Source organism: Pantoea sp. JZ2, assembly GCF_035191405.1.
GTDB lineage: Bacteria > Pseudomonadota > Gammaproteobacteria > Enterobacterales > Enterobacteriaceae > Pantoea > Pantoea stewartii.
Genome location: NZ_CP045247.1, coordinates 2,028,343 through 2,051,394, shown reverse-complemented (window position 1 = coordinate 2,051,394; position 23,052 = coordinate 2,028,343). Strand labels below are relative to the sequence as shown.

Sequence of the window (23,052 nt, the reverse complement as noted above, 5' to 3'; positions counted from 1 at the left end):
CTCATCCCTGTCAGGCATTGAGTTCAATCTTTTTGCCATTCACCATGACACCGGCGGCATTAATGGTAATCGTCGATCCGCCCGCCGTAATTTGCACGCTGCCATTGCTGATTAAAATCCCGCTCTCACCGACGTTGATATGAAACGTATCCGTGGCACTGTCGGCCACGCTTCCTTGAGTAAAGCGGGTATCGCCCCCCGTGATACTTAGCGTGCGCCCAGCGCCGATCGTCACATCCTGCTTTTGCGCAATGGTACAGACCTCATTGCTGTTGACACTGACGTGACGATTACCCGTCACGTCGAGTGTCTGATTACCCGTCACCTGCACGGTTCGGTTTTGCTGCACGCTAACCTTTTCATTGCCCTGCACCGTACGGGTCCGATCCTGAATCACCGTTAGCGTTTGATTCCCTTCTACTGTGCCGGTGTTATTGCTTTTCACCGTCGTGGTATGGTTTCCGGTAATGGTTTCATCGCGGTTTTGCTCAACGCTGAGCGTTTCATTACCTTTCACCGTTTCCGTACGATTTTGCTGAACCGTGGTGGTTTCATTGCCGCTGATGGTTTTACTGCGGTCCTGTCCAACCGAGATGGTTTCATTGCCATCCACGGTCCGTGTACGGTTCTGCTTGATATGGCTGGTTTCGTCTTTACCAACGGTTTTGGTGCGATTGCTGCCGACATCATGGGTTTCGTCGTTTTCAACCTCGGTATCCATATTACGTTCAGCATGCAACCAGAGCTGCTCTTCGCCGGGTTTATCTTCAAAACGCAGCGCATTGGCATTGTCAGGCGATCCATCCTTTGAGCGGCTCATGAATCCCATCTGCGTAGCGGCAGCGGGCAAAGCCCAGGGCGGCATGCTGGCCTCGTTATAGACGCGACCGGTGATAATTGGCCGATCAGGGTCGCCATTAATAAAGTCGACCACCACTTCGTCGCCTACGCGTGGAATCTGCACGCCGCCGAAACCTTGTCCCGCCCACGCGCTGGAAACACGCACCCAGCAGGAACTGGTATCGTCACCTTTTGCCAGCCGATCCCAGTGAAACTTAACCTTGACCCGACCATAGCGATCGGTCCAGATACTTTCTCCTTTCGGCCCGACCACCTTCGCCGTTTGCGGGCCGCCCGTGCGCGGCCACGGCGTTTTCTGCTCAGGACGAAACACCACACCCGCTGGTATCACGCTAAACTCCGTACGATGAATCGTCTGGCTGTCCGGGCCACTGGCGTAGCGATTCTCCTCAAACTGGTAGTCAGCAGCAGTCACCAGATATTCACCGACATCGCTGAAAAAGGCCGCATTGGTGAGCTGGAACGTGCTGCCCGGCACAATCCCCATTGCCGTCGCGGTGCCGTGGGTTTGTTGATGCTCTACCTGCCAACGCTCCTGACGGATGCGGGCATAAAATTCGCCATGACCATGTTCCACAAACCGCCCCGGCCAGTCATACACATCAATGGTGCCGGGTGAAGGAGATGTTGGATTTTGTCGTGCCTGGAAGAGCCAGGCGTTAGGTTTGCGAAAATCGTAGTCGTCCAGACTGTATAAACCCGGCGTCACGCTGTCAGTAAGGGCCCACTGGCTTATCCCTTCTTCACTGGTAGAACCGCCTGAAGGCGTTTGATGATAGGGGATCACTTCATAGCCACTAAATGGCGTGTACTGCGCAGTGGCATCCGTGAGCACGATGGTATGCTTACCGGCCTCATGGCGAACGTGCCAGGTAATGCCTTCCAGCTCCATCAGTCGGTTGATGAAATCAAAACTGCTTTCCTGATACTGAACACAGTAATCCCAGCTGCGATAGCTACCCGACAGGTTATTTTCCACGTTAACCTGATACTCACTGAGTAACGTCTGCACGATTTGTGGAACGGTTTGCTCCTGAAAAATGCGCAGATTCCGGTCACGTTTCATCGGCCACAGATCTGGCTCAAGCGTTAACGTGTAAACAGCATAACGCGTGCCTGACATCTCTACCGCGCTCACCGCCACCCGCGTGATCTTGCCATTAAAGTAACGTGGATTTGCCAGACTTTGCGTGGGCACCACTACGGTAGCGGCTTTACCCAGCAACGCGCTGCGTTCGATACGCGCATCGGTCCCTAAAACCTGAAGCGTTAAGATAAACGATTCAGACAGGGCCTCTCGGCCAGATAGCTTCCAGAACAGCAAGCCTTCAACGGGTAACTGAACAGTAATGCGATTGAGCATAAATCGAACCCTGACGTCAGACTGAAGTCACGCGGGACTTCGTGAGTACGTTTGTTTTAAGGTTTAGGATGGATCGGATCGATTGTTTAAGTAAATAAGACAATGGCTAATATGTTACCCGAATGCAAAGAAGTGTGAATAGCTATTACATTCATAATAAAGCCAGGCAATCCGGCAATCCTCGGTGGAAATACCTTGATTGCAGAAGATCGCTCGCCATTATTGGCCAGCTGTCTCGGAATGAAATAATGAAATTACCTTACTGAGTCAGGCACCGTGAACCGGTCTTACTCAGCGGCGGATTTCAGCATTCAGGGTCGGGCGCGCGTCAGTTGGACAATCACAAACATCCCCCCAATGCCCGCTGTGATGATGCCGATGGGCAGCTCCTGCGGGGCCAGCAATGTACGGCTGACAATATCGCCTCCGCAGAGCAAAATGGCGCCCCACAGCGCACAGAGCGGAATCAGGAGCCCGTGTTTCACGCCGGTGATGTGCCGACACAGGTGCGGCACCATCAGTCCCACGAAGCCAATGACACCGGTCAGGGCCACCAGCAACGCGGTTGCCAGCGCACAGCACAAAAACACCTCGATGCGTAACCGGTTGACGTGGATACCAAGCGAGAGTGCGGTTTGCTCGCCCGCCAGCAATCCATCCAACTGCCGCCCGCGCAGCGCCACAAACCCTGTCAGTAGTGCCAGACTTACCAGTGCATAAGGCAGGTTAAGCCAGCTGGCTAATCCCAGCCCGCCCAGTGACCAGAACATCACCGAGCTGGCCGCGCGCTGGTCGCCTGAAAAAATCAAATAGCTGGTCACCGCACCAAACAGAAATGACACGGCCAGCCCGCAGAGAATCAAGTGCTCTGCTGAACGCTGCTTTTTGAAATGAAAAAGCAACATGACGGCGGCGGCCGAAAACAGCCCACCCGCGAACGCGGCAACGGGCAAGGTTAACGCCGACAGCCGATCGCCAAAGCGGGTAATCACCAGTACAGCACCGGCTGAGGCCCCAGAGGACAGACCAAATAAAAACGGATCGGCTAAATCGTTACGGGTGGTGGTTTGCAACAATGCCCCGACGATGGCCAGGCCAGCCCCCGTCATCACGGCCAGCAGCGTGCGCGGTAACCGTAGGTCGATCACGATTCGGGTTACCATTTCAGAGACGGGCGCGTCTGCCATGTCGAGTGCGGACAGCACCTGCGTTAAAGACAATGACACGGTGCCTTCCGCCGTGCTGATCAGCATCAGGATCGCCAGCAGCAGGCAGGACGCACTCATTATTCCTGGATAACGATGCGGCAATCGATTCACGGTGCATCCGGCGAATAGAGCGCATGAGCCAGCTTCTCCACGGCCTGAATATTGGCCGGCCCCGGTGTGAGTTCAGCGTACTGTAACTTCAGGTAGCGATGGTGTTTTACCGCAGGCGTCAGCTTCATAAGCGGATGATTTTCCAGGAAGTGGCGCAGTGCCTCTGCCCCACTGCCGGTCTGATAGTCCAGCAAGATAATAAAATCCGGCTGCGTGGCCGCCACGCTCTCCCAGGAGGTGGTTCCCCAGCTCATCTCCAGCGGTTCCATCGCGTTTTTACCTCCGGCGGCCTCAATGATGGCGGTCGGCATGGCATATTTTCCGCTGGTGAACGGTTTGTCTTCGCCTGAGTCATAAACGAAGACTTTTCGAGGCTGCGTATCAGCCGGACGCTGAGGTAAGGCCTGCAGTTGCTGCTTCCAGTCCGTCACCAGCGCCTCGGCTTGGGCCCGCTTGCCAAAAATTTTGCCCAGTTTAATCTCGTCGTTATAGAGCAGATCCATCGTCGCTTTCTGCTTGTCCTTCTGCGTAAAGATACAGCTTTCACTCAGCACCAGGGTTTTAATGCCGTACTGACGCAGTGAAGCAGGCGTAACGTCACCGCCCACTTTCATCCCGTAATTCCAGCCAGCAAAAAAGAAATCAGGGCTCGCGGCCAGCAACGTTTCCAGTGAGGGATATTTCGGTGCCAGCTCAGGGATGGATCCCATGGCCTGCTTAAAGGCCGGCGTCATCTTGTACCAGCCACTGATGCCGGTGAGACCGACAATACGGTTCTGCAGATGCAGCGCAAAAGCCATTTCTGCCATATTGAGGTCGTTAATCACGGCTCGCGCAGGCGGCGAGGTGAACGTCACGGGCTGGCCGCAACTGTCGACGGTGACAGGAAAATCACTTGCGCTGGCCCACATGGCTGGCGTCACGGCCAGAAACGCGGCAAAACCGATTTTACTCAATGCATCATGCACAGTCGGGCACCTCAAAAATACGTAAGCGCTTACCGCTGGCAGGATGTTTTACGGTAAAGCTGTTTAAGCCGAACACGGGCTGGAGATAGCGCGACGTCAGCGCGTGCGACGGGTGATCACACACAATTTGCTCGCCCTGCGACAGGATAAGCACACGATCGGCAAACGTATCAATCAGGGACAGGTCATGCAGTACCGCTATTGCCGTAATCCCTTTGTTTTTAATGAGTGCCAGTAGCTGCTGGCGGGCCAGCGGATCAAGATGGTTCGTCGGTTCATCCAGTAAGATCAATAACGGCTTTTGCGCCAGCACGCGCGCCAGTGCAGCACGTTGTCGCTCTCCCCCGGACAGCGCAGCCAGCGGGCGTGTTTTTAGTGCTGAAAGACCGGTTTCATCAATGGACTCGTGGACGATCCGTTGATTTACTCCTGCCGGGCAGGCGCCTAGATGCGGAATACGGCCCAACGCAACGTACTCTTCAACCGACAGCCTGAGATCGGGCATATCATTCTGCGCCATCACGGCTATGCAGGTGGCAAGCTGTTGCCGTGAAAACGTTGCCAGACATGCGCCGTTAAGCTGAATCGCCTGTGGCGGTGACGATAACTCACGGCACATTGCCCGCAGTAATGACGTCTTGCCACTGCCGTTTGGCCCGATGATGACCAGCCGCTCTCCCTCTCTGACGCTGAAGTGAATGTGATGCAAGAGCGGTTCGCCGTCCGTTCGGTTCAACTGCGCAATGTTGACCTGCAAAACAGAATCGGATTGAGGTAACGCTCTGGACGACGGCATGTTTTTCACCCTACAAATAGATATGTTATAACATAACAATTGAAGCACAAAAAGACAAGCGGCGGGCACGAATGAAACAGGGTGCCGCGATGTCGGCACCCTGAAGAGAGAAAACGAAAACGGCTTATTTAAAACGGTTGTGAAACAGGCTGGCCGTCATCGCTAGCACGCCAGCACCCAACGAGGTATGTAGCATGAGTGTGTTGAGCATCGTCACCTCCTCTTCGTTTTGGTTGCACTTATCGGTTTTACACCGCCTCAGCCAGCTTTTCCTCACTGGCCTCTTTCTCAATCAGCCGCATTAACAGCGACAATCGACGTTCAGTGCGCTCTGGTGTATCGGGCGGCAGGTTGTAACGCAGGGAGTAAAGTTTGCCTTTTTCGTTGTAGAAATCCACCACCAGCACCGGCATGATACCGCCAGGCACTTTGTTGTAATTCACCGACAACCGGGTGCGGCCTAACTGTAACTTTGCCGCCATTACGGTTTCGCCAACCAGTTTGGGATAAAGAGCACGATCTTCGGGCACGCTGATGACTTTCATTACCGCCTCCTGATTCTCTGGCACCTTGATGACAAAGCGCGGAGAACACCGTCAGCGCCCTCCGCTTTTTCGTTAACCTGCCATTAGGCCTGATGTTCAATGGCTTCCGCCGTACGGTGTTCGATCGGAATGCGACGAGGCTTCTCGCTTTCCGGTATCTCATGGTGCAGGCCGACGCGCAGCAAACCGTCCTGCAGGCGTGCGGTGGTCACTTTCATATGTTCCGGCACGCTGTAGCTCAGACGGAAGTCTGAACGACTGATACCACGGTGCAGCCAACCGCTGTTCTGCCCTTCTTTTTCCGTATCGTTATCGCTGACCTCCTCTTTCTGTCCGGTCACGGTCAGACGACCGCCTGCCACTTCGATTTCGAGCTCGCTTTCTTTCCAGCCCGGCACGCTGACGGTCAGTTCGTAGTGTTCGTTATCAACCTGCTTCAGGTCGTAAGAGGGGGAAACCGACACGGGCGCATCACCGGTCAACTGGCTGAACAGCCTGTCGATACGGTTAAACCGGTCTGAAAAGGCAGAATCTGCGATAGAAGGAAATACGGGAAAATTACGTAATGCCATAGTGATAACCTCCTGAATTAATGGTTCATTCAAAAGCTCATCGGCGTGGGGACCTCCCCCGCTGCTCACAGACATTTATAGGATCATTTAGTGGGATTTCAAGCGAGGAAAATGAAATTTTTTTGGGCGTGAGTGGCTACATGGTTTTGCCTTTTTCGTTGATATTTTCTGAGCGCCGATCTGAAGTGGTGTTTGAACCGGACACATCTATCAATAGCATTACCACAACATGCAACTCAACGGTAATAAACGGCATAATGATGGGCGGTGCAGACAAGGCGGCAGAAGCGATAATACGAATCTTGCGTAATACTGAAGTACCCAGCCAGTAAGACTCTCAGAAATCCGACGCCAGACCGCTTTCCGGAGATTGAACAGGCAACGTAAACACCTGACAGGTAATTCATTAATCCAATGATTTTTAAACCGATATCCTGCGTAAGATATAGCCATTTATTCAGCCAGCGACTTTGAGCATAGCTCAATAGAAAACGGTCAATATAAGCAATGTCCCACAGACGTATGCTAGCCCCGCCACACCGGTTGTTTTGCCTCGGGCAAGCAGGTAACTGGCCGTGAGTACCGCGCCAATAATGACGATTGAGGGAATAAAAAAAATCAACGCATGTACTTGTGGATTGAGCAGAGTAAAGCACGCAGAAATATCAGCAAATTAAATGCAAAGGCGGCTAACCCCAGCTCCAGCACTATTGCAATCGGAAAGGCATTTTGCCAGGGAAGAGACTCAGCAGGCTATTTAAAATAAAGCTCAAGCTCTGTAGTGGAACAGGCAAGTATGGAGTTTTCCTGTAGTGCGATTACCTCATCTATTTCGAAACCATGTTGCAGTAATTCAGTGATATCACGCCCGACAAGCCATGATAAAAATCTCATTAAAATACCGTCAATGATTGAATTGTCAAAAAAAACAACTTTAAAATTAATGATAAAACCCACCATACCGCAAATAGTTATTATATATAGCAGGATAAAAAGATTAGCTAATAGAAAATAACTACAAATGGTATTTATTGAAAACCATAAACAATCCATATAAAGATACTTCACTATCAACATTAAAATTTTAACTTATTCCATTCACAATAATTACTCCATGACTTTGCATCTTCAAAGCCTGAACGATAGTTACAAGTAATCATACCTGTTCTGTTATGTGGGTCATATGCTGCATCAATGTGTCCCCACGCACCATAGACTGGAAGATTACAACCAGATTGCACTTTAAACCACTCTCTTAATTTTCGTGTAACTTTACCCTCTGGTTTATTTTGCTCTCCCATCAATAGATTATCAGGTGCAAAGCACCAACTTACTACTGTGGCATTCTCATCACCATTATGAGATAAAAATACGATCAGGTAAATATCACCTTGCCTATTGTTTTTCGTATTAAAAAAGGCTCGATAATTTACGGTATCATCACCATTTTCAGGCCATCCCTCCCAAAATAAACCACCCATCGCAAACAAATTTTTCTTAGTCGAAGTAGAGGAAATAATCAATCCATTCTCAAAATCCAAACTTCCGTCTTCTTTATTAATTTTCATTTCATATCCCCATACTAAATGGATTTCCAACAGGCTCTAAAACAGCCTTATAATTAGAAAGGAAAAATTGTGTTCCACCACCATTTCCGAATTTTGCTGGATCTTTTAATAATGCCTTGCCAGTTCCAACAATTATTCCGCGTTTTACCATATAAGCCTGTATCTCACCACGATAGCCAAATTTTGGATGTGGTAACACCTGTAAACTTTTCCAAAGTGACTCTCTGCTCCCGCCTGCGGCATCCAGAGTTGTTTTGTCGAAATAAAAGCCAGATTGTCCGGGCACACCACCATAGACAATATCACCTTCCTTCAACATAGTATTTGTCCAAGTATCACGCCCTTAATATACGCCTCTCCCCTGCCACTGTCTTGCAAACGCGCCTTGGTTGTGATCATTATGTTTAGTTGGTTTATTAGGCTTACATGTACGCCTCAATCCCCACGGATCCACCCATCCCAGCGCATTCGGCGCATACTGGTAAAGTATGAATATCCTACTGCCAGCGGCCCTCGTTCAGTTCGGTTACGCGGTTATGCATGACGTGAGAAGTGGCATACCGGTTCTGAATATTATAAGGTAAATGGATAATTACAATTATTTTAGTTTCATGCACTTTTTGAGACTTGCAGGTTTCAGCTATCAATTAGTAACTTTCCGGACGTCAGATTACTTAGGTATTTATGAAGAAGCTGGCTTTTATATTCAACCAACCCGTGTTCGGTAATTTACTGAGCTTTGTACAGGGTTCTGGTTTTAACTATAAAAAATTACTACGGATTTTTTCAGAACTCCATATCGATGTGCATAGCCATGAGAGCCGGAATATTCCAGATCCCATAAATGAGCAACATACTTTTTCAACAACCGGTAATACTCACACGATAAGTTATTAATCTCTTTGTATAGTAGATACTGCCTAAAAAAATTTCAATTATGGATTTCGAACTAGCGATACCTTTTAAAAACACCAGCAGTCAGGTTTATATGAAAGCAAACTCTTGGCTTTCGTTAACTTTAAATAAATTTACTCGTTATTATGACTTTTATTACTCACCAGCATTCCATGTTATGTATATACCATGGTTGAATGACCTTGTCTCATAGGAAACTGAAATATCTCCCCAAGAGAACTCCCACCTTACTACTTCATTTGAAATGAAATCTGGCTCTCTTAATTCTAATGATGAACCAAGCCAATTTGACAAATTTTCTACTGATTCATTTAACATTTTAATATTGGTTCGTTTATCCCAATCACTTAAGGAATCGTAATATTTACTTTTCTTATCTATAAGTTGCACCATAAACGGAAAGTTAAAGCATATCGGCCTTATATGCATTTCAAATTCTTTATTGAAAAAAATTATTGACTCGATTAGATAATGATGAGGAATAGTCTTTTTTATACTCCCTTTACTATTCATGCTTTTATAGAAATTACTTTCACAAAAAGTGTCTTCATCTGTAACGTCCAGACCTAACTCATCTAAAATTATTGTACCTGTAATTAGATCAACTTTTAATTTTTTCATATATCAATAATTTTCCCTGGGATTAATAAATGTCTCATTTCCTCTGGTATGAAGAACTGATGCCCCCCACCATCGCCATACATTTTATTCGCTGCAGCTCTACCGTAAGCAACGTCAATGTCTTCGCTTACATAAAATGCTCTTAATTTCGTACGCACAGGCCAGCGTGGATCCAATTTAACTTGCAATGCTTGATGATAACCTAACGGATCTCCTCTGTACTGATTAACAGTAGGGAACGTCACTACATATGCAGGTTGTTGGTCGCCATTAGGGTAAAGAGCATAGAGAATTGTACCTTTTTTAAGCTTCCTGTTCTTGTAAACGTCAATTCCTGGGTAATCGGGGTTTTTTGGACCTTGCCATTTTGTTGCTTCCTCAGAAGGATTTTTACACTTCATCAACCCCCACGGATCCACCCATCCCAGCGCATTCGGCGCATACTGATAAAGGTTGATCCCCCCCGCCAGCCCTATCGGGTCATGCTGGGTAAACCGGCCGCTGTCCGGGTCATAATAACGGAACAAATTATAGTGAAGCCCCGTTTCCCGGTCCAGGTACTGGCCCTGCATACGCGCAGGTTCTGCTCCACCACCGGAATTCGTTGATTCGATTCGCGCAGCAGTTTGCCCCACGGGCTGTTCACACCTTCCCAGGTCTTCTGGCCTTCAACGTCGGTCAGTAGCTCGGGCGTGCCGTTAGCCGCGCAGTGGAACCAGAATATCTCCGGACTTTCTTCGCCATCAATACGGGCCAGTGGCTCATAGCTCTGGCTGTCGCTGTAAACGTAGCGAAATATCTTCGTGGATTTCCATGCAGCAGACGGCAACCTTGCATATAAATCGTATTATGACAGCATTGTTATACGGCTTACCTGTAACGATTGCTGGCGGGTTTTACTGATACATCTGGGTAATTGTCGGGCCAGTGGCAAGTCACACATCCCTTTTGCTTTATATAAGTACGAAAATTTAAGTTAAAATTGAGTAATATTAAGAGAAGGGGAAATTAAATAGTCAATACTATAAATCATAATATCCACAATTAACTTTAAGAAAAAATTGATAATTTTATCTAAAATTCACACAACTACAGGATAATAAATATTTTAATTCTTTAGGAAAATACCAATCAAATGAGAAATATACCTGGCTGGTTGAATCTCAGAAAAAGTTGAAAAAATCAAAAGATTATGCCTTCCAGAGTCACATTGAGTTTCAAAAAAGCTGATAGATTCATCATTGTAATGATAAAGACCAGAACCCTTAGTCATTTCTTTTACTCCCCTTATTTTTTGGAGTAAAACTGTTTAAACTCTAAATCTTCCGAATTAAAACTTTTCGAACCATATACTGAAAAAACGACTTCTCCAGAACAATACGGGCATATAATGACGTTTTTTTTATGAATAAAATCATTCTCAAAACCATCATGTAACAAAACTTGAGCTTTAATACCATTTTTCATAATTTTTTCCAAAACTCCATTTCTAATCAGATTTTCGACATTATCAGCTGTTTCATATTGTTTATTCATTCCTGCCTTTCCAAACCATGGGATTGCTGGACCGGCGTCAACTTCATAAGATTTCAATACCTCACAGGTAGATAGAGGTTTTTTCAATGTATAATCCGGAAGCGCCCTACCTTCAAAAGAAGCTCCTGCTGGAGAAAGGAACGTACCTGTATCTCTGATAACACCATTTTCAGTCCAACCACCATAACGATCTAATTTAGTTCCTGGCTGAAGGGTCTCTTTCACTGAGATAACAAAACCGCGGTTCGGTGGCCAAGCCCCACGGATCCACCCATCCCAGCGCATTCGGCGCATACTGATAAAGGTTGATCCCCCCCGCCAGCCCTATCGGTTCATGCTGGGTAAACCGGCCACTGTCCGGATCATAATAACGGAACAAATTATAGTGAAGCCCCGTTTCGCGGTCCAGGTTCTGGCCCTGCATACGCGCAGGTTCTGCTCTACCACCGGAATTCGTTGATTCGATTCGCGCAACAATTTTCCCCACGGGCTGTTCACACCTTCCCAGGTCTTCTGGCCTTCAACGTCGGTTAAAAGTTCTGGCGTGCTATCAGTGGCGCAATGGAACAGAATATCTCCGGAATTTTCACTTCATCTATATGTGAGTAATCAAAATTGAGACCGTCCTCTTCCCTCTCTGGATTGGGTGGCTATAATGACTTCATAGGCATCACGTTCACTTTTCTGAGCTTTTAATGCTTCGTAAAATGAAATTTTTGATTCTATCTCATACATAGCAATCGTCCCGTTATCGTACCTAATATAATACTCATCATTTCTTTTTATAATATCTACGCCATATCCTGAGAACATTAATTCATTCATAAAAATCCGTAAATTCATTTAAATCTGGGAAAACAGACAACTTGACTAGTCAGTTAGTGTGTGAAACCAAATGATCTCAACAATTAATTTAAATTATCAAACATTGAAAACGCTTCAGAAGCCTAACCCTATCATTTTTATTTAGTAAGCTTATGTCAGTGTTAATCTTCATGCAAATCGTGAAAATAATAATTGCATCCACATGCAAAATCATTCATTCTTTTAGCTTACGTCAAGGATGATTATCACACTTTCAAAACATGCTTAACTTTGCATATTGCAAAAAATTATGATAATTCATAGCTAATAAATCAATAATTTAAAAATCTCTATAAAATGAGTCACATGTAAAAAAACACCTACCAGCTTTAATTTAATAAAAGAAAATCAATATATTGCTGATTATTGTATATAGAAAAATGGAAATACTTAAAATATAAAAATGAATGTATTGATTGGTAAACCACAAAAACATGCAGAAGAAATTTAATTATTTATAGTAATTCTTTAAGTTATTCCATTTTAAATATTCCCCCCATGACTTTACATCTTCGAAACCTGAAAATTAGTTACAAGTAACCATACCTGTTCTGTCATGTGGATCATATACTGCATCAATGTGTCCCCATGGGCCATAGACGGGAAGCTTACAATCAGATTGCACTTCAAACCACTTTCTTAATTTTCGCGTAACTTAACCTTCTGGTTTATTTTTCTCTACCATCAATAGCTTATCAGGTGCAAAGCACCAACTTACTACTGTGGCATTTACATCACCTTGATGTGACCTGCCCCCAGTATTAGATACAACCTTCAGTTAGTAATGTCGGTGGGTTTTTCTTCATGTTTCCCGTTTCGCCAGCCTGCTGCAAATTCAGATGGCGTCTGATAATTAAGCGATGAATGAGGTCTGGACTCGTTATAGTCCTGCCGCCAGTCATTAATGATTTTCCGGGCATGAAGAACATCGCTGAACCAGTGCTCATTCAGGCATTCATCCCGAAAGCGACCGTTAAAACTCTCAATAAATCCGTTTTGAGTTGGCTTGCCTGGCTGGATTAAACGCAGCTCAACACTATGTTCAAAGGCCCATTGATCCAGCGCGTGGCAGGTAAATTCCGGGCCATGATCGGTTCTTATCGTCGCAGGATATCCACGAAACAGCGCAATGCTGTCCAGAATAAGCACGACCTGAACGCCTGAAATCCCGAAAGCGGCGGTGATCGTCAGACACTCTTTCGTGAAATCATCCACACAGGTCAGGCACTTAATCCGGCGGCCGCTGGCAAGTGCATCCATGACAAAATCCATTGACCATGTCATGTTCGGCGCCTCCGGGCGGAGAAGCGGAAGCCGTTTAGTCGCCAGACCCTTACGTCGGCGCCTGCGTTTTACACACAGACCGTTAAGGTGATAGATGCGGTAAACCCGCTTGTGGTTGATGTGAAGGCCCTCCCGGCGCAATAACTGCCAGATCCGTCGGTAACCAAATCGCCGGCGTTCAAGTGCCAGCTCTGTGATGCGTAGAGACAGGTGCGCGTCAGCAGCCGGACGCTGGGCCGAATAACGGCAGGTTGAAAGTGACAGACCGGCCAGACTGCAGGCACGGCGTTGCGACAGACCCATTGCCTCACACATGACCTCCACGGCTTCCCGCTTCTGGTCTGTCGTCAGTACTTTCGCCCCAGAGCCACCTGAAGTGCCTCCTTATCCAGCATGGCTTCGGCGAGTAGCTTCTTGAAGCGGGCGTTCTCCTCTTCAAGCGACTTGAGCCGCTTCACTTCGGGAACTTCCATGCCGCCGAACTTCTTGCGCCAGGAGTAAAAGGTAGCGTCTGAAATAGCATGTTTACGGCAGAGTTCCCGGGCTGAAACCCCGGCTTCTGCCTCGCGGAGAATACTGATGATCTGTTCGTCGGAAAATCGCTTCTTCATGGGGATGTCCTCATGTGGCTTATGAAGACATTACTAACATCACGGTGTATTAATCAACGGGGAGCAGGTCAGATGAGATAAAAATACGATGAGGTAAATATCACCTTGTCTATTATTTTTATATTAAAAACGGCTCGATAGTTTACGGTATCATCACCATTGTCAGGCCACGCCTCCCAGCGCAGCCCGTCAATAATAAACAACTTCTGCTTAGTTGAAGTTGAGGAGATAACTAATCCATTGTCAAAAATCACACTTCTATTTTCTTCGTTAAGATTAATTTAAACTCTCCATATTGGAAAAATTTATGCCAGTCGAAAAAACCTTACACTAAAAAATTGAAAATTACTTTCGCCGTCGCTAAAGTAATAATTACTTCATCAGCCCATAAGACTTATTTTCTAGCTCAGGATCAAAATATACTCGCACTTATTTCTGAGCTCAGGATTCACTTTTCAACACCTATTCAAATACCATTTATCAACCAATTTAAGCGTATTCGGATTATTGATAACCTTAAGCCAACTACAATTATCACTCATTAAAATTATCGACAATCATTATATTTCAAGGTATATAGACACTGCTTTCTCAGCATCTGACATCTTAAAAATCAAAGGGTTATCATAATCATTATAAATCTCAAGGTAGGCTTTTACTGAATTGTGAATTTCATTATACTTCAAAGTACCATCCTCTATCTTCTGGATTGTTAACTCATATTTCTCAATGATATCACTAAGCTTATTTTTTCCATTTATTAAGGCTTCGTTCTTAATTAATGCCAGTGTATCTTTCAAAATTTTCACTACTTGATTCGTATTCATATAGACGTCCCATGGAGTGCTAATTCTTCTAGTGTTTAAAATCCAATTCTGATCCCAGTCTCGAGGAAGTATTATTTGATCAGCTTTCCCATTAAGTATTGCCCCGGACTTTGTCACTTGAGGTGCAACCTCACCAATCTGTAGTAGCTCATAGCTCTGGCTGTCGCTGTAGACATAAGTCAGCGGAATATCGTCGTGGATTTCCTGCAGCAGACGGTAACCTTCCCACACAAACCGCGTTGTGACAGTATGACCAGACGGCTTAACCTGTAACGATTGTTGGCAGGTTTTACTGATGCGTCGGCCCAGCGGATCGTAACGGAAGCTCACTTTGTTGCGTGGCTTATTGCGATCACGCGGCTCGCTGATGACATCCGTCAGACGATGCTCACCATCGTAACGGTAGCGCCAGCGGGTCTGGCCGTCATCCTTCTCAGTGGTGCGGCCATGGATATCGTACTGCCAGCGAATCCCGTTCAGTTCGGTCACGCGGTTATGCATGACGTGGGAAGCGGCATGGCGATCCAGCGGGTTGCCTGCACCGTCCCTGCACTAGTGCCCTTTACCAAGTTGCGCGACATCTTGGGAAAATAACTGACTAACATTTTAATATTACTGGATATTTCCTACTATCAGCATTCAGAATGATAACTTATTTGTAATTTTAGGTTTTACAGTTTTATCATTCAATTAAAACTTAAAGATTATTATGATTGATGAGCAACCATATTTTTTCTTTACAGAATCCAAAAAATTATTAGCTTCACTCCTATTAGCGTGCAGGCGCAATGCGTTCGAGTTTCCCCGAATCCTGATTGAACAAAAAATGCCAATCATTCCATCCATCCAGCTTCTCACTAAAAACACAGGCTACCAAAACTTCTTTCTCAGGGGTGATTGTTAAATAATAGAAGTCTCCATTAACGGGAGAGAAAAAAGTCGATAAAACCTTTCCGGATCCGTTTATTACAGACAATCTTTTAGGCAATCTTTCCTTTTTATCGAGAACAAATAATAAGTTTCTACTGGAATCAATCAAGGACTGGTCGATGTTTGTAAAAAACATTGAAATAGTCTCTCCATTGTATCTCCACTCGACAGTTGATTCGCCAGCATTAACTTTCAGATTTTCAATTTTCACTACAAAAATCGCTCATCAAAGTTACTTTAATCGCTAAATATCAATAATCCCAACTTTAAGGATTGAATGCAAATTTCGCGTAGCGAGTTTTCCCATAGACTGTTACCCCTTCCATCTTTTCATGGTTCTTTACATTAGTAAAAATTTCTGACGCGCCGTTAGCAGCACAATGGAACCAGAAAAAATGCAAGCTTTTCAGAACAGTTTTACATAGCTCTGGCTTTCGATGTAGACGTAGCGAAATACCTTCGTGGATTTCATGCAGCATTCGGCAGCCTTGCATATAAATCGTATTATGACAGCGTTGTTAGACTGCTTACCTGTAACGATTGCTCGCGGGTTTTACTGATGCATATGGGTAGTTGTCGAGCCAGTGGCAAGTCACACATCCCTTTTTCTTTTTATAAGTACGAAAATTTAAGTTAAAACTGAGCAATATTAAGAGAGGGGGGGGAATTAAATAGTCAATACTATAAAATCATACTATCTACAATGAACTTTAAGGGAAAATTGATAATTTTATTTAAAATCCACACAACTCCAGGATAATAAACAACTTAATTCTTAAGGAATACACCGATCAAATGAGAAATGTACCTGGATGGCTGAACTTCAGAAAAAGCAAAAAAAATCAAAAGCTTATTTTCTCCAGGGTCACTTTGAGTTTCAAAATAGCTGATAGCTTCATCCGATACAGGCTCCACCTTGCTAGCCGACAAACAACTCAAGATGACTTGCAACATCATAAAAAGGGAAAGGCAAGTTTCTCATCATACTCATACTCATACTCATACTCATTAATATCCGCTACCCTGGCAAAAGCCTGAAGAACCAAGATGATGAATATTGATTAGTGGACTACCATTAATACGACACCCCCAATACTCACGAAAATCAATAATCATAAAACAGATGGTTTTATTGAGGCGAAATCCTTTCACAACTCAAAAAAACTAACAAGAAATTCAATAAAACAACCACTTCAATTCCATTCTATATATATACCGCACTCAAAAGTATTGGGGTTTGATTGAACAGCTACATTACCCCACTGGAAGCACCATACATACCCATAGGGAGGATTTTTTATCTCACCATCATAGTTTTCGGGGTATTTATTCCGAGTCCATTCATATAACCTTTTTTCTTCATCCTTCAGCATATTTAAGTCAGCTTTTTTATTCCAATCGTGAAGGCTTTGAAAATAATCGCCACTTTTGCTAATAAGATAAACACTGCTTTTAAAAGAAAAAACTGCAGGTCTGAACTCTATAGTAAATGGTTCACTATGCCAGATAATTTCTTTAGCAAAGAAACAATATTTACCGACGCATGTCAAATCATCAGATGATTGAAAAAAATGAGATTTAATGAAGGAATCGTAAGATTCAAGCTCTATCTCATTTTCATTTATCCGCAAAATTCCAGTATTTACATCTAAAGTCATTTTTTTCATATATCTATTATTTTTCCTGGTTTCAGTTTAACTCTTGCTTCTTCTGGGATATAGAATTGTAGCCCTCCACCTTTGCCGTACCGTGCGTTTGCCTCAGCGCGTCCTGTAGCAACATATATATCCTCTTTAACATAATAGGCTCTTACCTGTGAACGCATAGGGAATGCTGGATTTAACTTGATTTGCAGGGCTTCATGGTAGCCAAGTGGATCACCTTTATATTGCCTTACAGTGGGATGACTTACAGTGTATGCAGGCAATTGGTCTCCATTAGGATGTAGTGCATAGAGTATAGTTCCTTTTTTTATTACTTTATTGGTGTATACATCAATGCCTGGATAATCTCTGTTATGTGGCCCCTGCCACTTAGTCGCTTCTTTAGAAGGATTTCTACACCTACTCAACCCCCACGGATCCACCCATCCCAGCGCATTCGGCGCATAATGATAAAGGTTGATCCCCCCCGCCAGCCCTATCGGGTCATGCTGGGTAAACCGGCCACTGTCCGGATCATAATAACGGAACAAATTATAGTGAAGCCCCGTTTCCCGGTCCAGGTACTGGCCCTGCATACGCAGGTTCTGCTCTACCACCGGAATTCGCTGATTCGATTCGCGCAGCAGTTTGCCCCACGGGCTGTTCACACCTTCCCATGTCTTCTGGCCTTCAACGTCGGTTAAAAGTTCTGGCGTGCCATTCGCGGCGCAGTGGAACCAGAATATCTCCGGACTTTCCACGCCATCAATACGGGCCAGTGGCTCATAGCTCTGGCTGTCGCTGTAGACATAAGTCAGCGGAATATCGTCGTGGATTTCCTGCAGCAGACGGTAACCTTCCCACACAAACCGCGTTGTGACAGCATGACCAGACGGCTTTCCCTGTAACGATTGTTGGCAGGTTTTACTGATGCGTCGGCCCAGCGGATCGTAACGGAAGCTCACTTTGTTGCGTGGCTTATTGCGATCACGCGGCTCGCTGATGACATCCGTCAGACGATGCTCACCATCGTAACGGTAGCGCCAGCGGGTCTGGCCGTCATCCTTCTCAGTGGTGCGGCCATGGATATCGTACTGCCAGCGAATCCCGTTCAGTTCGGTCACGCGATTATGCATGACGTGGGAAGCGGCATGGCGATCCAGCGGGTTGCCTGCACCGTCCCAGCGCCAGTGTTCATTACCAGGCTGCGCGCCTTCCTGGGACAACAAACGACCAGCGTTATCGTAGTGCCATAATGTCTGGCTGAACGGATTATCGTCGCGCTCTTCACGGATCAGGTTGTTGCCGTAATCGAAGTCGCGTCGGCGGGACCAGACGCGCGGTGCAGGTCGCTGGGCTTCCCCCCTGAAAACGTCACGGCGGCGCAGTCTGCCAAGACGATCGTATTCACTGCGCGTGGTCAGACCGCCCTGCGTGCGGCTGAGTTCCCGATGCAATGTGTCACGGGTAAACTCCGTCACCGGCAGGTTGTCGAGTGCGATGCTCAGTAAATGACCGCTACCGTAGTAAAGCTGCTTCAGGTTGCGGCCATCCGGCAGGGTTAGGGCTGTGCAATTACCCAGCGCATCGTACTCCCAGGCCAGTGTGCCCTGCTCCCCCTGTTCACTCACGATGCGGCCCAGCGCATCATAGGTAAACGTAATCTCCTGCTCAGCCTGCTGGCTCCACTCGGTGTCAGACAGTGGCAGATGCTGTGACACTTTACTTAGCTGACCACCACCACGGTAGTGATAGCGCGTCTGACCTTCCGGTGTCGTGCGCGCCAGCAATTGTCCGGCTCGACTCCAGTGATAGCGATGGGTAATCGCCTGAGGATGCCCGGCGGCAAAAGTGCGTGCTAACGTGCGGCCCGCAGCATCATACTCATAACGCGTGGCCACGCCGTCCAGTCCAGTCTGGGCCAGCAGCAGTGAATCTGCGCCCCATTCGAACTGATACTGCTCGCCGTTCTCGTTTTGCAGCGCCGTTAACCGGCTACGGCTGTCCCAGCTGCGTTGAACCGTCTCACCCTGGGCATTGCGGTTCGCGATTAAACGCCCGACGTTGTCATAGCGGAATTCACTGCGTTTGCCATCCGCTGACTCATGGGCCAGCGGCAGGCCGTTGTCACTCCAGCGCAACCGCTCTTCCCAGCCCTCTGCCCGCTCCAGCAAAACAGGACGGCCTGCTGCATCATAGTGATAACGGGTTTCTTCACCATCCGGCGCCGTCACACAACTGAGCCAACCCAGCGGATGATAGCGGTAGCGCGTCGTCAGCCCTGAGCAGTCTGTTTCACGGATGACCTGGCCTGCATCGTTGAACTCCCGACGATAGCTGTTGCCTGCCGCATCGATTTCTTCGATAACCAGCCCAAACTCATCCCGCTTATAAACAGTACTTTGCCCGAGCGCATCGACCACACGCTCAAGGCCATGATGGGGATCGTAATAGTATTTCGTTGTGGAGCCGTCTGCACCTGCAACGACCGTTGGCAGAGAACGGTGGGACAGCCATTGCACTGCCTGCACACCGCCGTCCGCATCTTTCTCTTCAACACGGTTACCAAGATCGTCATAGGTGAAGCTCACCGCATTGCCCAGCGGATCGATGCGGCGCGTCATGAGTTCGTTTTCATTCCACTCATAACGCCACTTCTCGCCCCGTTCATCAATGAAACAGGTGATAAGGCCCGCAGCATTCCAGTGGTGTTCGCGCTGTTGACCGTCATAGGTCGACACCCGCGTAATGCCTGCTTCCAGATCGTAGTGCATATGGCAGCCATCACCGGTATTGGTGCGGTTCTCGACCACACGCCAGTGATCCAGTTTCTGCCAGCGATATTCACTTTCCAGTCCGCCCGGCAGCTGATGCCAGATCATTAACCCATCGTCGTTATAACGGAAACGGCGCGAGGTAATGCCAGCCGCATCGGTGACGCTGGCAAGCTGGCCCTGTTCTGTATAGTCCCAGTGCGCTAGCGGCCAGTGCTGTTCACCATCAAAGTGACTGGCGGAGGTCGGGCGCTGGGGGTGCTGGTTGTCGCCGTAATGCAGTGTGACGTCGATGGCCAACGGTGCATCATGAATACGCACAAGACGCGCCTGCTCATCCCAGCCCATCTCCAGCGCGTTACCGTATTCGTCGCTGAGCGAAGCCAGACGCAGTACCTGAGGATTCGCCGCGGTAGGTTTATAGAGCCGCCAAACCGCACCATCATCATCGGCAATAGCGATATCGCCCATTTCATTACGGCGCACCATCAGTCCTTCACTGATGCTGTAAAGCACCTCTTTATCCCCCGGCACCACAAAGCGCAGCTCGCGCCCGTTGTCATCAAACCAGGTTGCCTGTGCGCCATCCAGCACTAAATAGCTGTCGAACACCGTTGCCCAGCCCAGACCAAATAATCCGCTGCGCTGCGTCAGGCTGTTGTAACTACGTTGGAAACTGAGCGGAAAACGGCCAGGAAGGGAGAAATCACGTTCGGCATCATCATTGAGGACTTTGACGCCAGTCGAGGCATGAACCGGAAACAGCGACGAAAAGGCCGCATTAATCGCCATATCGGCCATCATCCCCCCGGCCGCACCGGCGAGTGCACAGGGCATGTTTTTCAGAATCTGACTAGGTCGACCGCGGATCAGGGACAGGCCGATCATCGCTAAAGCCAGCCCGGGTACTTTACCGCTTTTGATCTCTCTTACCGTCACGGTTTCACCGCCAATGATGACATTGGGTGAAACGTCGTCACTTACCGTGGCTTCACAGGTGGTTTTGTCTTTGGCGCGAACGGCTGGCTGCCCGTTAATAAAAACCTGCTTAGAACCCTGTGCCAGATATTGCGGCGCGCCGTGTTTTTCGCAGACAACTTTGTCCTGCTCCAGCGGAGACGTTCCGGCATCGGCAGACGCAACCGTAGGCTGCCACATCGCACTGCCAAACTGGCTGGCTGCAGCGAGCAACATGCCGCCGTAATCGGCAAAGCTTTTGGGTGACTGCGGTTCCGGCGGTGGAGTTTCTCCGGATACGAGCATGCCCGCCGCACGTGCCGCGAGAAGACCGTTCACCAGAACATTTTCTGATCCGCTGGCAATCACACCAGCGGGCGAAGGAGGGAACAGCATGTTTCCCAGCCCATCGGCTACTTTAGTGATGTCCTCTGAGAGGCCAACGGCATTGGCCAGTACGCCGCCCAGAATACCACTGAGCAGGCAGCTGGAACCAATAGCGGCCACACCGGCCGCGGCCATCCCTGCACCTAACAGGGGCGCGGCGGCGGTTGCCGCCGCGCCCACCGCCGCACCGATCACGGCGTAGGCTGCGCCCTCAGCGACAATACTGGTGATATCAGCAAAAATGCTGGAGTGAATGATCTCATCGCCCACGCGGGCCGCATGGTTATCCATAGCTTATGCTTTCCGTGGATTGTTCAGACTCAGACTGTGTTTAAAACTCTTCCAGCGCTCTCCATCTTCTTCATTGAAAGGACGCATCGCGGAAAGGGTAAAAATCATGAAAATGTTGCTGTCAGGAACCTGAGTAGCCAACTGCCGCTGCCACACAGCTTGTCCATTGCGCTCGAAGGCGGTTTCAACTTCCAGCGCCTGTAGCGCGCTATCAATCCCAGCCATAACCCGTACAAACGCTGTTTGCTGAATAGCGCCCATCTGACTGCGTAATGTATCCCATTGACGCTGGAACTCCGTCTCCGCATCGCTACCTTCAGGAATGACACCACGACTCACAACGAATGCCAGCCCACTGGCCTCATCCCGCAAAATATTCATGGTGGTGTCCTGCCACGCAGCAGGAAACAGCGCAAATGCGCCTTCATTGAACTGATAATTCATAGGGTGTCCGTTTATTGATTGGGTGTGGCTGACGTATTCAGGCTTCGATACGTGCCATCGGCATCATCGGCGTTAGTGAGTATTTGAGTGTTATCACGCGCCACTTTAATGTCGAAAAGACGAGGAGAGATATCCGGATCGCCGCCACAACTGACGTCATGGTTGTCTTCGCGAACCGTAATGATAAAGAAACTTTTATCACTGCTGTCGTCAACATCATACCTGAGACATTGATCGCTGAGTGTTGTCAGGTGATAAGTGTGAATGGCTTCCGTTGCCGCGCTGACAGCCTGGTCTGCGCTGATGTCATGCTGCCTGGCAGTCATAGTGGTATTCAACATGATATGGCTGACCTTTTGCTGGTCAATTTCGAACATCAACTGTTTCTCACCCAGCTTGTAGATAAGCCAGTGTTGATTATCGCTGTCACTTTCTTTGCCTGGGCCATAGGCTTGCCGGACCTGTTCCACGCTATCGCCCACCACAATATTGCGAGCCGTCGGCACGCTGGCAGCGTCCACAAGAATCTCCGCCAGAATGGTATGGCTGGCGTTTCCCACCGACGTTGCGCTGAACAACGCAAAGCCGTCATAGCTGTGTTGGAAATAGTTGTATCGCTGTTCATCGATGACCACTTCTCCGGCCACAACCGAGCTCAAGGCTTTGCCCGCACGGACGAAGCTCTGATTGTTCCATGCGTCACCAGGGGTGAAAGCGTAGTCGTTGAGCAGAACGGAAAAATCACCCTCGTTTAAAGCGGGAGCTATGGTTTCTGCAGTGGATTCAGCCCTGGCAATGCACGATACCAACATAAGGACAGCCATAAACAAAAAGCTGCCGAAAAGACGATTTATGAACATGATGTTTTTATCAGGGTAAAGGCAGAAGAGTATCAAATGAAAGTGGTGTTGGCATCATTTTGCCATCAATATTTTTCAAGTGTTACTACTACAAATTATTCTTTACGCTATGATTT

Annotated in this window: 17 protein-coding genes and 3 pseudogenes; all 20 read right to left on the bottom strand. The window is 47.6% G+C overall.

Annotated features, from left to right (window positions below; all coding sequences use genetic code 11):
• Positions 1–10: 10 nt before the first annotated feature.
• The 20 genes and pseudogenes from GC087_RS09905 to GC087_RS09810 all read right to left on the bottom strand — a co-directional run bounded on the left by GC087_RS09905 (position 11) and on the right by GC087_RS09810 (position 22,888).
• Complete coding sequence (locus GC087_RS09905) at positions 11–2,224, bottom strand: type VI secretion system Vgr family protein (RefSeq protein WP_324030467.1); 2,214 nt, start codon at positions 2,222–2,224, stop codon at positions 11–13.
• 311 nt (positions 2,225–2,535) lie between these two features.
• Complete coding sequence (locus tag GC087_RS09900; RefSeq protein WP_324030465.1) at positions 2,536–3,510, bottom strand: FecCD family ABC transporter permease; 975 nt, start codon at positions 3,508–3,510, stop codon at positions 2,536–2,538.
• A 29-nt stretch (positions 3,511–3,539) separates the two neighbouring features.
• Positions 3,540–4,454, bottom strand: coding sequence for an ABC transporter substrate-binding protein (locus GC087_RS09895; RefSeq protein ID WP_324030613.1), 915 nt, complete (start codon positions 4,452–4,454; stop codon positions 3,540–3,542).
• A 49-nt stretch (positions 4,455–4,503) separates the two neighbouring features.
• Positions 4,504–5,307 carry an ABC transporter ATP-binding protein gene (locus tag GC087_RS09890; protein ID WP_205958568.1) on the bottom strand — a complete coding sequence of 268 codons (804 nt, stop codon included), beginning with the start codon at positions 5,305–5,307 and terminating at the stop codon, positions 4,504–4,506.
• A gap of 248 nt (positions 5,308–5,555) precedes the next feature.
• Positions 5,556–5,852 (bottom strand): hypothetical protein, encoded by a 297-nt coding sequence (locus tag GC087_RS09885; RefSeq protein ID WP_033742120.1) that lies wholly within the window; start codon positions 5,850–5,852, stop codon positions 5,556–5,558.
• An 83-nt stretch (positions 5,853–5,935) separates the two neighbouring features.
• A complete protein-coding gene (locus GC087_RS09880; RefSeq protein WP_033742122.1) occupies positions 5,936–6,424 on the bottom strand; it encodes an Hsp20 family protein in 489 nt (162 codons plus the stop codon).
• A gap of 1,076 nt (positions 6,425–7,500) precedes the next feature.
• Positions 7,501–7,992 (bottom strand): hypothetical protein, encoded by a 492-nt coding sequence (locus tag GC087_RS09875; RefSeq protein ID WP_324030463.1) that lies wholly within the window; start codon positions 7,990–7,992, stop codon positions 7,501–7,503.
• 1 nt (position 7,993) lies between these two features.
• The gene (locus tag GC087_RS09870) at positions 7,994–8,311 is read right to left on the bottom strand and encodes a hypothetical protein (protein WP_324030461.1); all 318 of its coding nucleotides are present in this window, start codon (positions 8,309–8,311) and stop codon (positions 7,994–7,996) included.
• Positions 8,312–9,042: 731 nt separating this feature from the next.
• Positions 9,043–9,528, bottom strand: a complete 486-nt coding sequence (locus tag GC087_RS09865; RefSeq protein ID WP_324030459.1) for a hypothetical protein — start codon at positions 9,526–9,528, stop codon at positions 9,043–9,045.
• Positions 9,525–10,444 (bottom strand): annotated as a pseudogene (locus GC087_RS09860) (RHS repeat domain-containing protein); the annotation flags it as partial. The gene GC087_RS09865 and the pseudogene GC087_RS09860, both read right to left, overlap by 4 nt.
• A 371-nt stretch (positions 10,445–10,815) precedes the next feature.
• On the bottom strand, positions 10,816–11,289 hold the full coding sequence (locus GC087_RS09855; RefSeq protein WP_324030457.1) for a TNT domain-containing protein: 474 nt from the start codon (positions 11,287–11,289) through the stop codon (positions 10,816–10,818).
• 25 nt (positions 11,290–11,314) lie between these two features.
• A pseudogene (locus tag GC087_RS25825) lies at positions 11,315–11,669 on the bottom strand (RHS repeat-associated core domain-containing protein); the annotation flags it as partial.
• A 4-nt stretch (positions 11,670–11,673) separates the two neighbouring features.
• Positions 11,674–11,889, bottom strand: coding sequence for a hypothetical protein (locus tag GC087_RS09845; RefSeq protein WP_110269044.1), 216 nt, complete (start codon positions 11,887–11,889; stop codon positions 11,674–11,676).
• A gap of 813 nt (positions 11,890–12,702) precedes the next feature.
• Positions 12,703–13,823 (bottom strand): IS3 family transposase gene (locus GC087_RS09840; RefSeq protein ID WP_324030453.1). Its coding sequence is split into 2 segments (ribosomal slippage): positions 12,703–13,565 and positions 13,565–13,823, totalling 1,122 coding nucleotides; the frame shifts between segments, so codons are not numbered across the junction.
• Positions 13,824–14,793: 970 nt separating this feature from the next.
• Positions 14,794–15,196, bottom strand: a pseudogene (locus GC087_RS09835) (hypothetical protein); the annotation flags it as partial.
• A 226-nt stretch (positions 15,197–15,422) separates the two neighbouring features.
• Positions 15,423–15,791, bottom strand: a complete 369-nt coding sequence (locus GC087_RS09830) for a hypothetical protein (RefSeq protein ID WP_243835886.1) — start codon at positions 15,789–15,791, stop codon at positions 15,423–15,425.
• Between the two features lie 982 nt (positions 15,792–16,773).
• Complete coding sequence (locus tag GC087_RS09825; protein WP_033739283.1) at positions 16,774–17,247, bottom strand: hypothetical protein; 474 nt, start codon at positions 17,245–17,247, stop codon at positions 16,774–16,776.
• Positions 17,244–21,632, bottom strand: a complete 4,389-nt coding sequence (locus tag GC087_RS09820; RefSeq protein ID WP_324030451.1) for an RHS repeat-associated core domain-containing protein — start codon at positions 21,630–21,632, stop codon at positions 17,244–17,246. Before GC087_RS09820 ends, GC087_RS09825 begins: the two co-directional genes overlap by 4 nt.
• 3 nt (positions 21,633–21,635) lie before the next feature.
• Positions 21,636–22,076 carry a DcrB-related protein gene (locus GC087_RS09815; protein ID WP_033742127.1) on the bottom strand — a complete coding sequence of 147 codons (441 nt, stop codon included), beginning with the start codon at positions 22,074–22,076 and terminating at the stop codon, positions 21,636–21,638.
• Between the two features lie 11 nt (positions 22,077–22,087).
• Entirely contained in the window at positions 22,088–22,888 is an 801-nt protein-coding gene (locus GC087_RS09810) for a hypothetical protein (RefSeq protein ID WP_282497980.1), read from the bottom strand.
• Positions 22,889–23,052 lie beyond the last annotated feature (164 nt).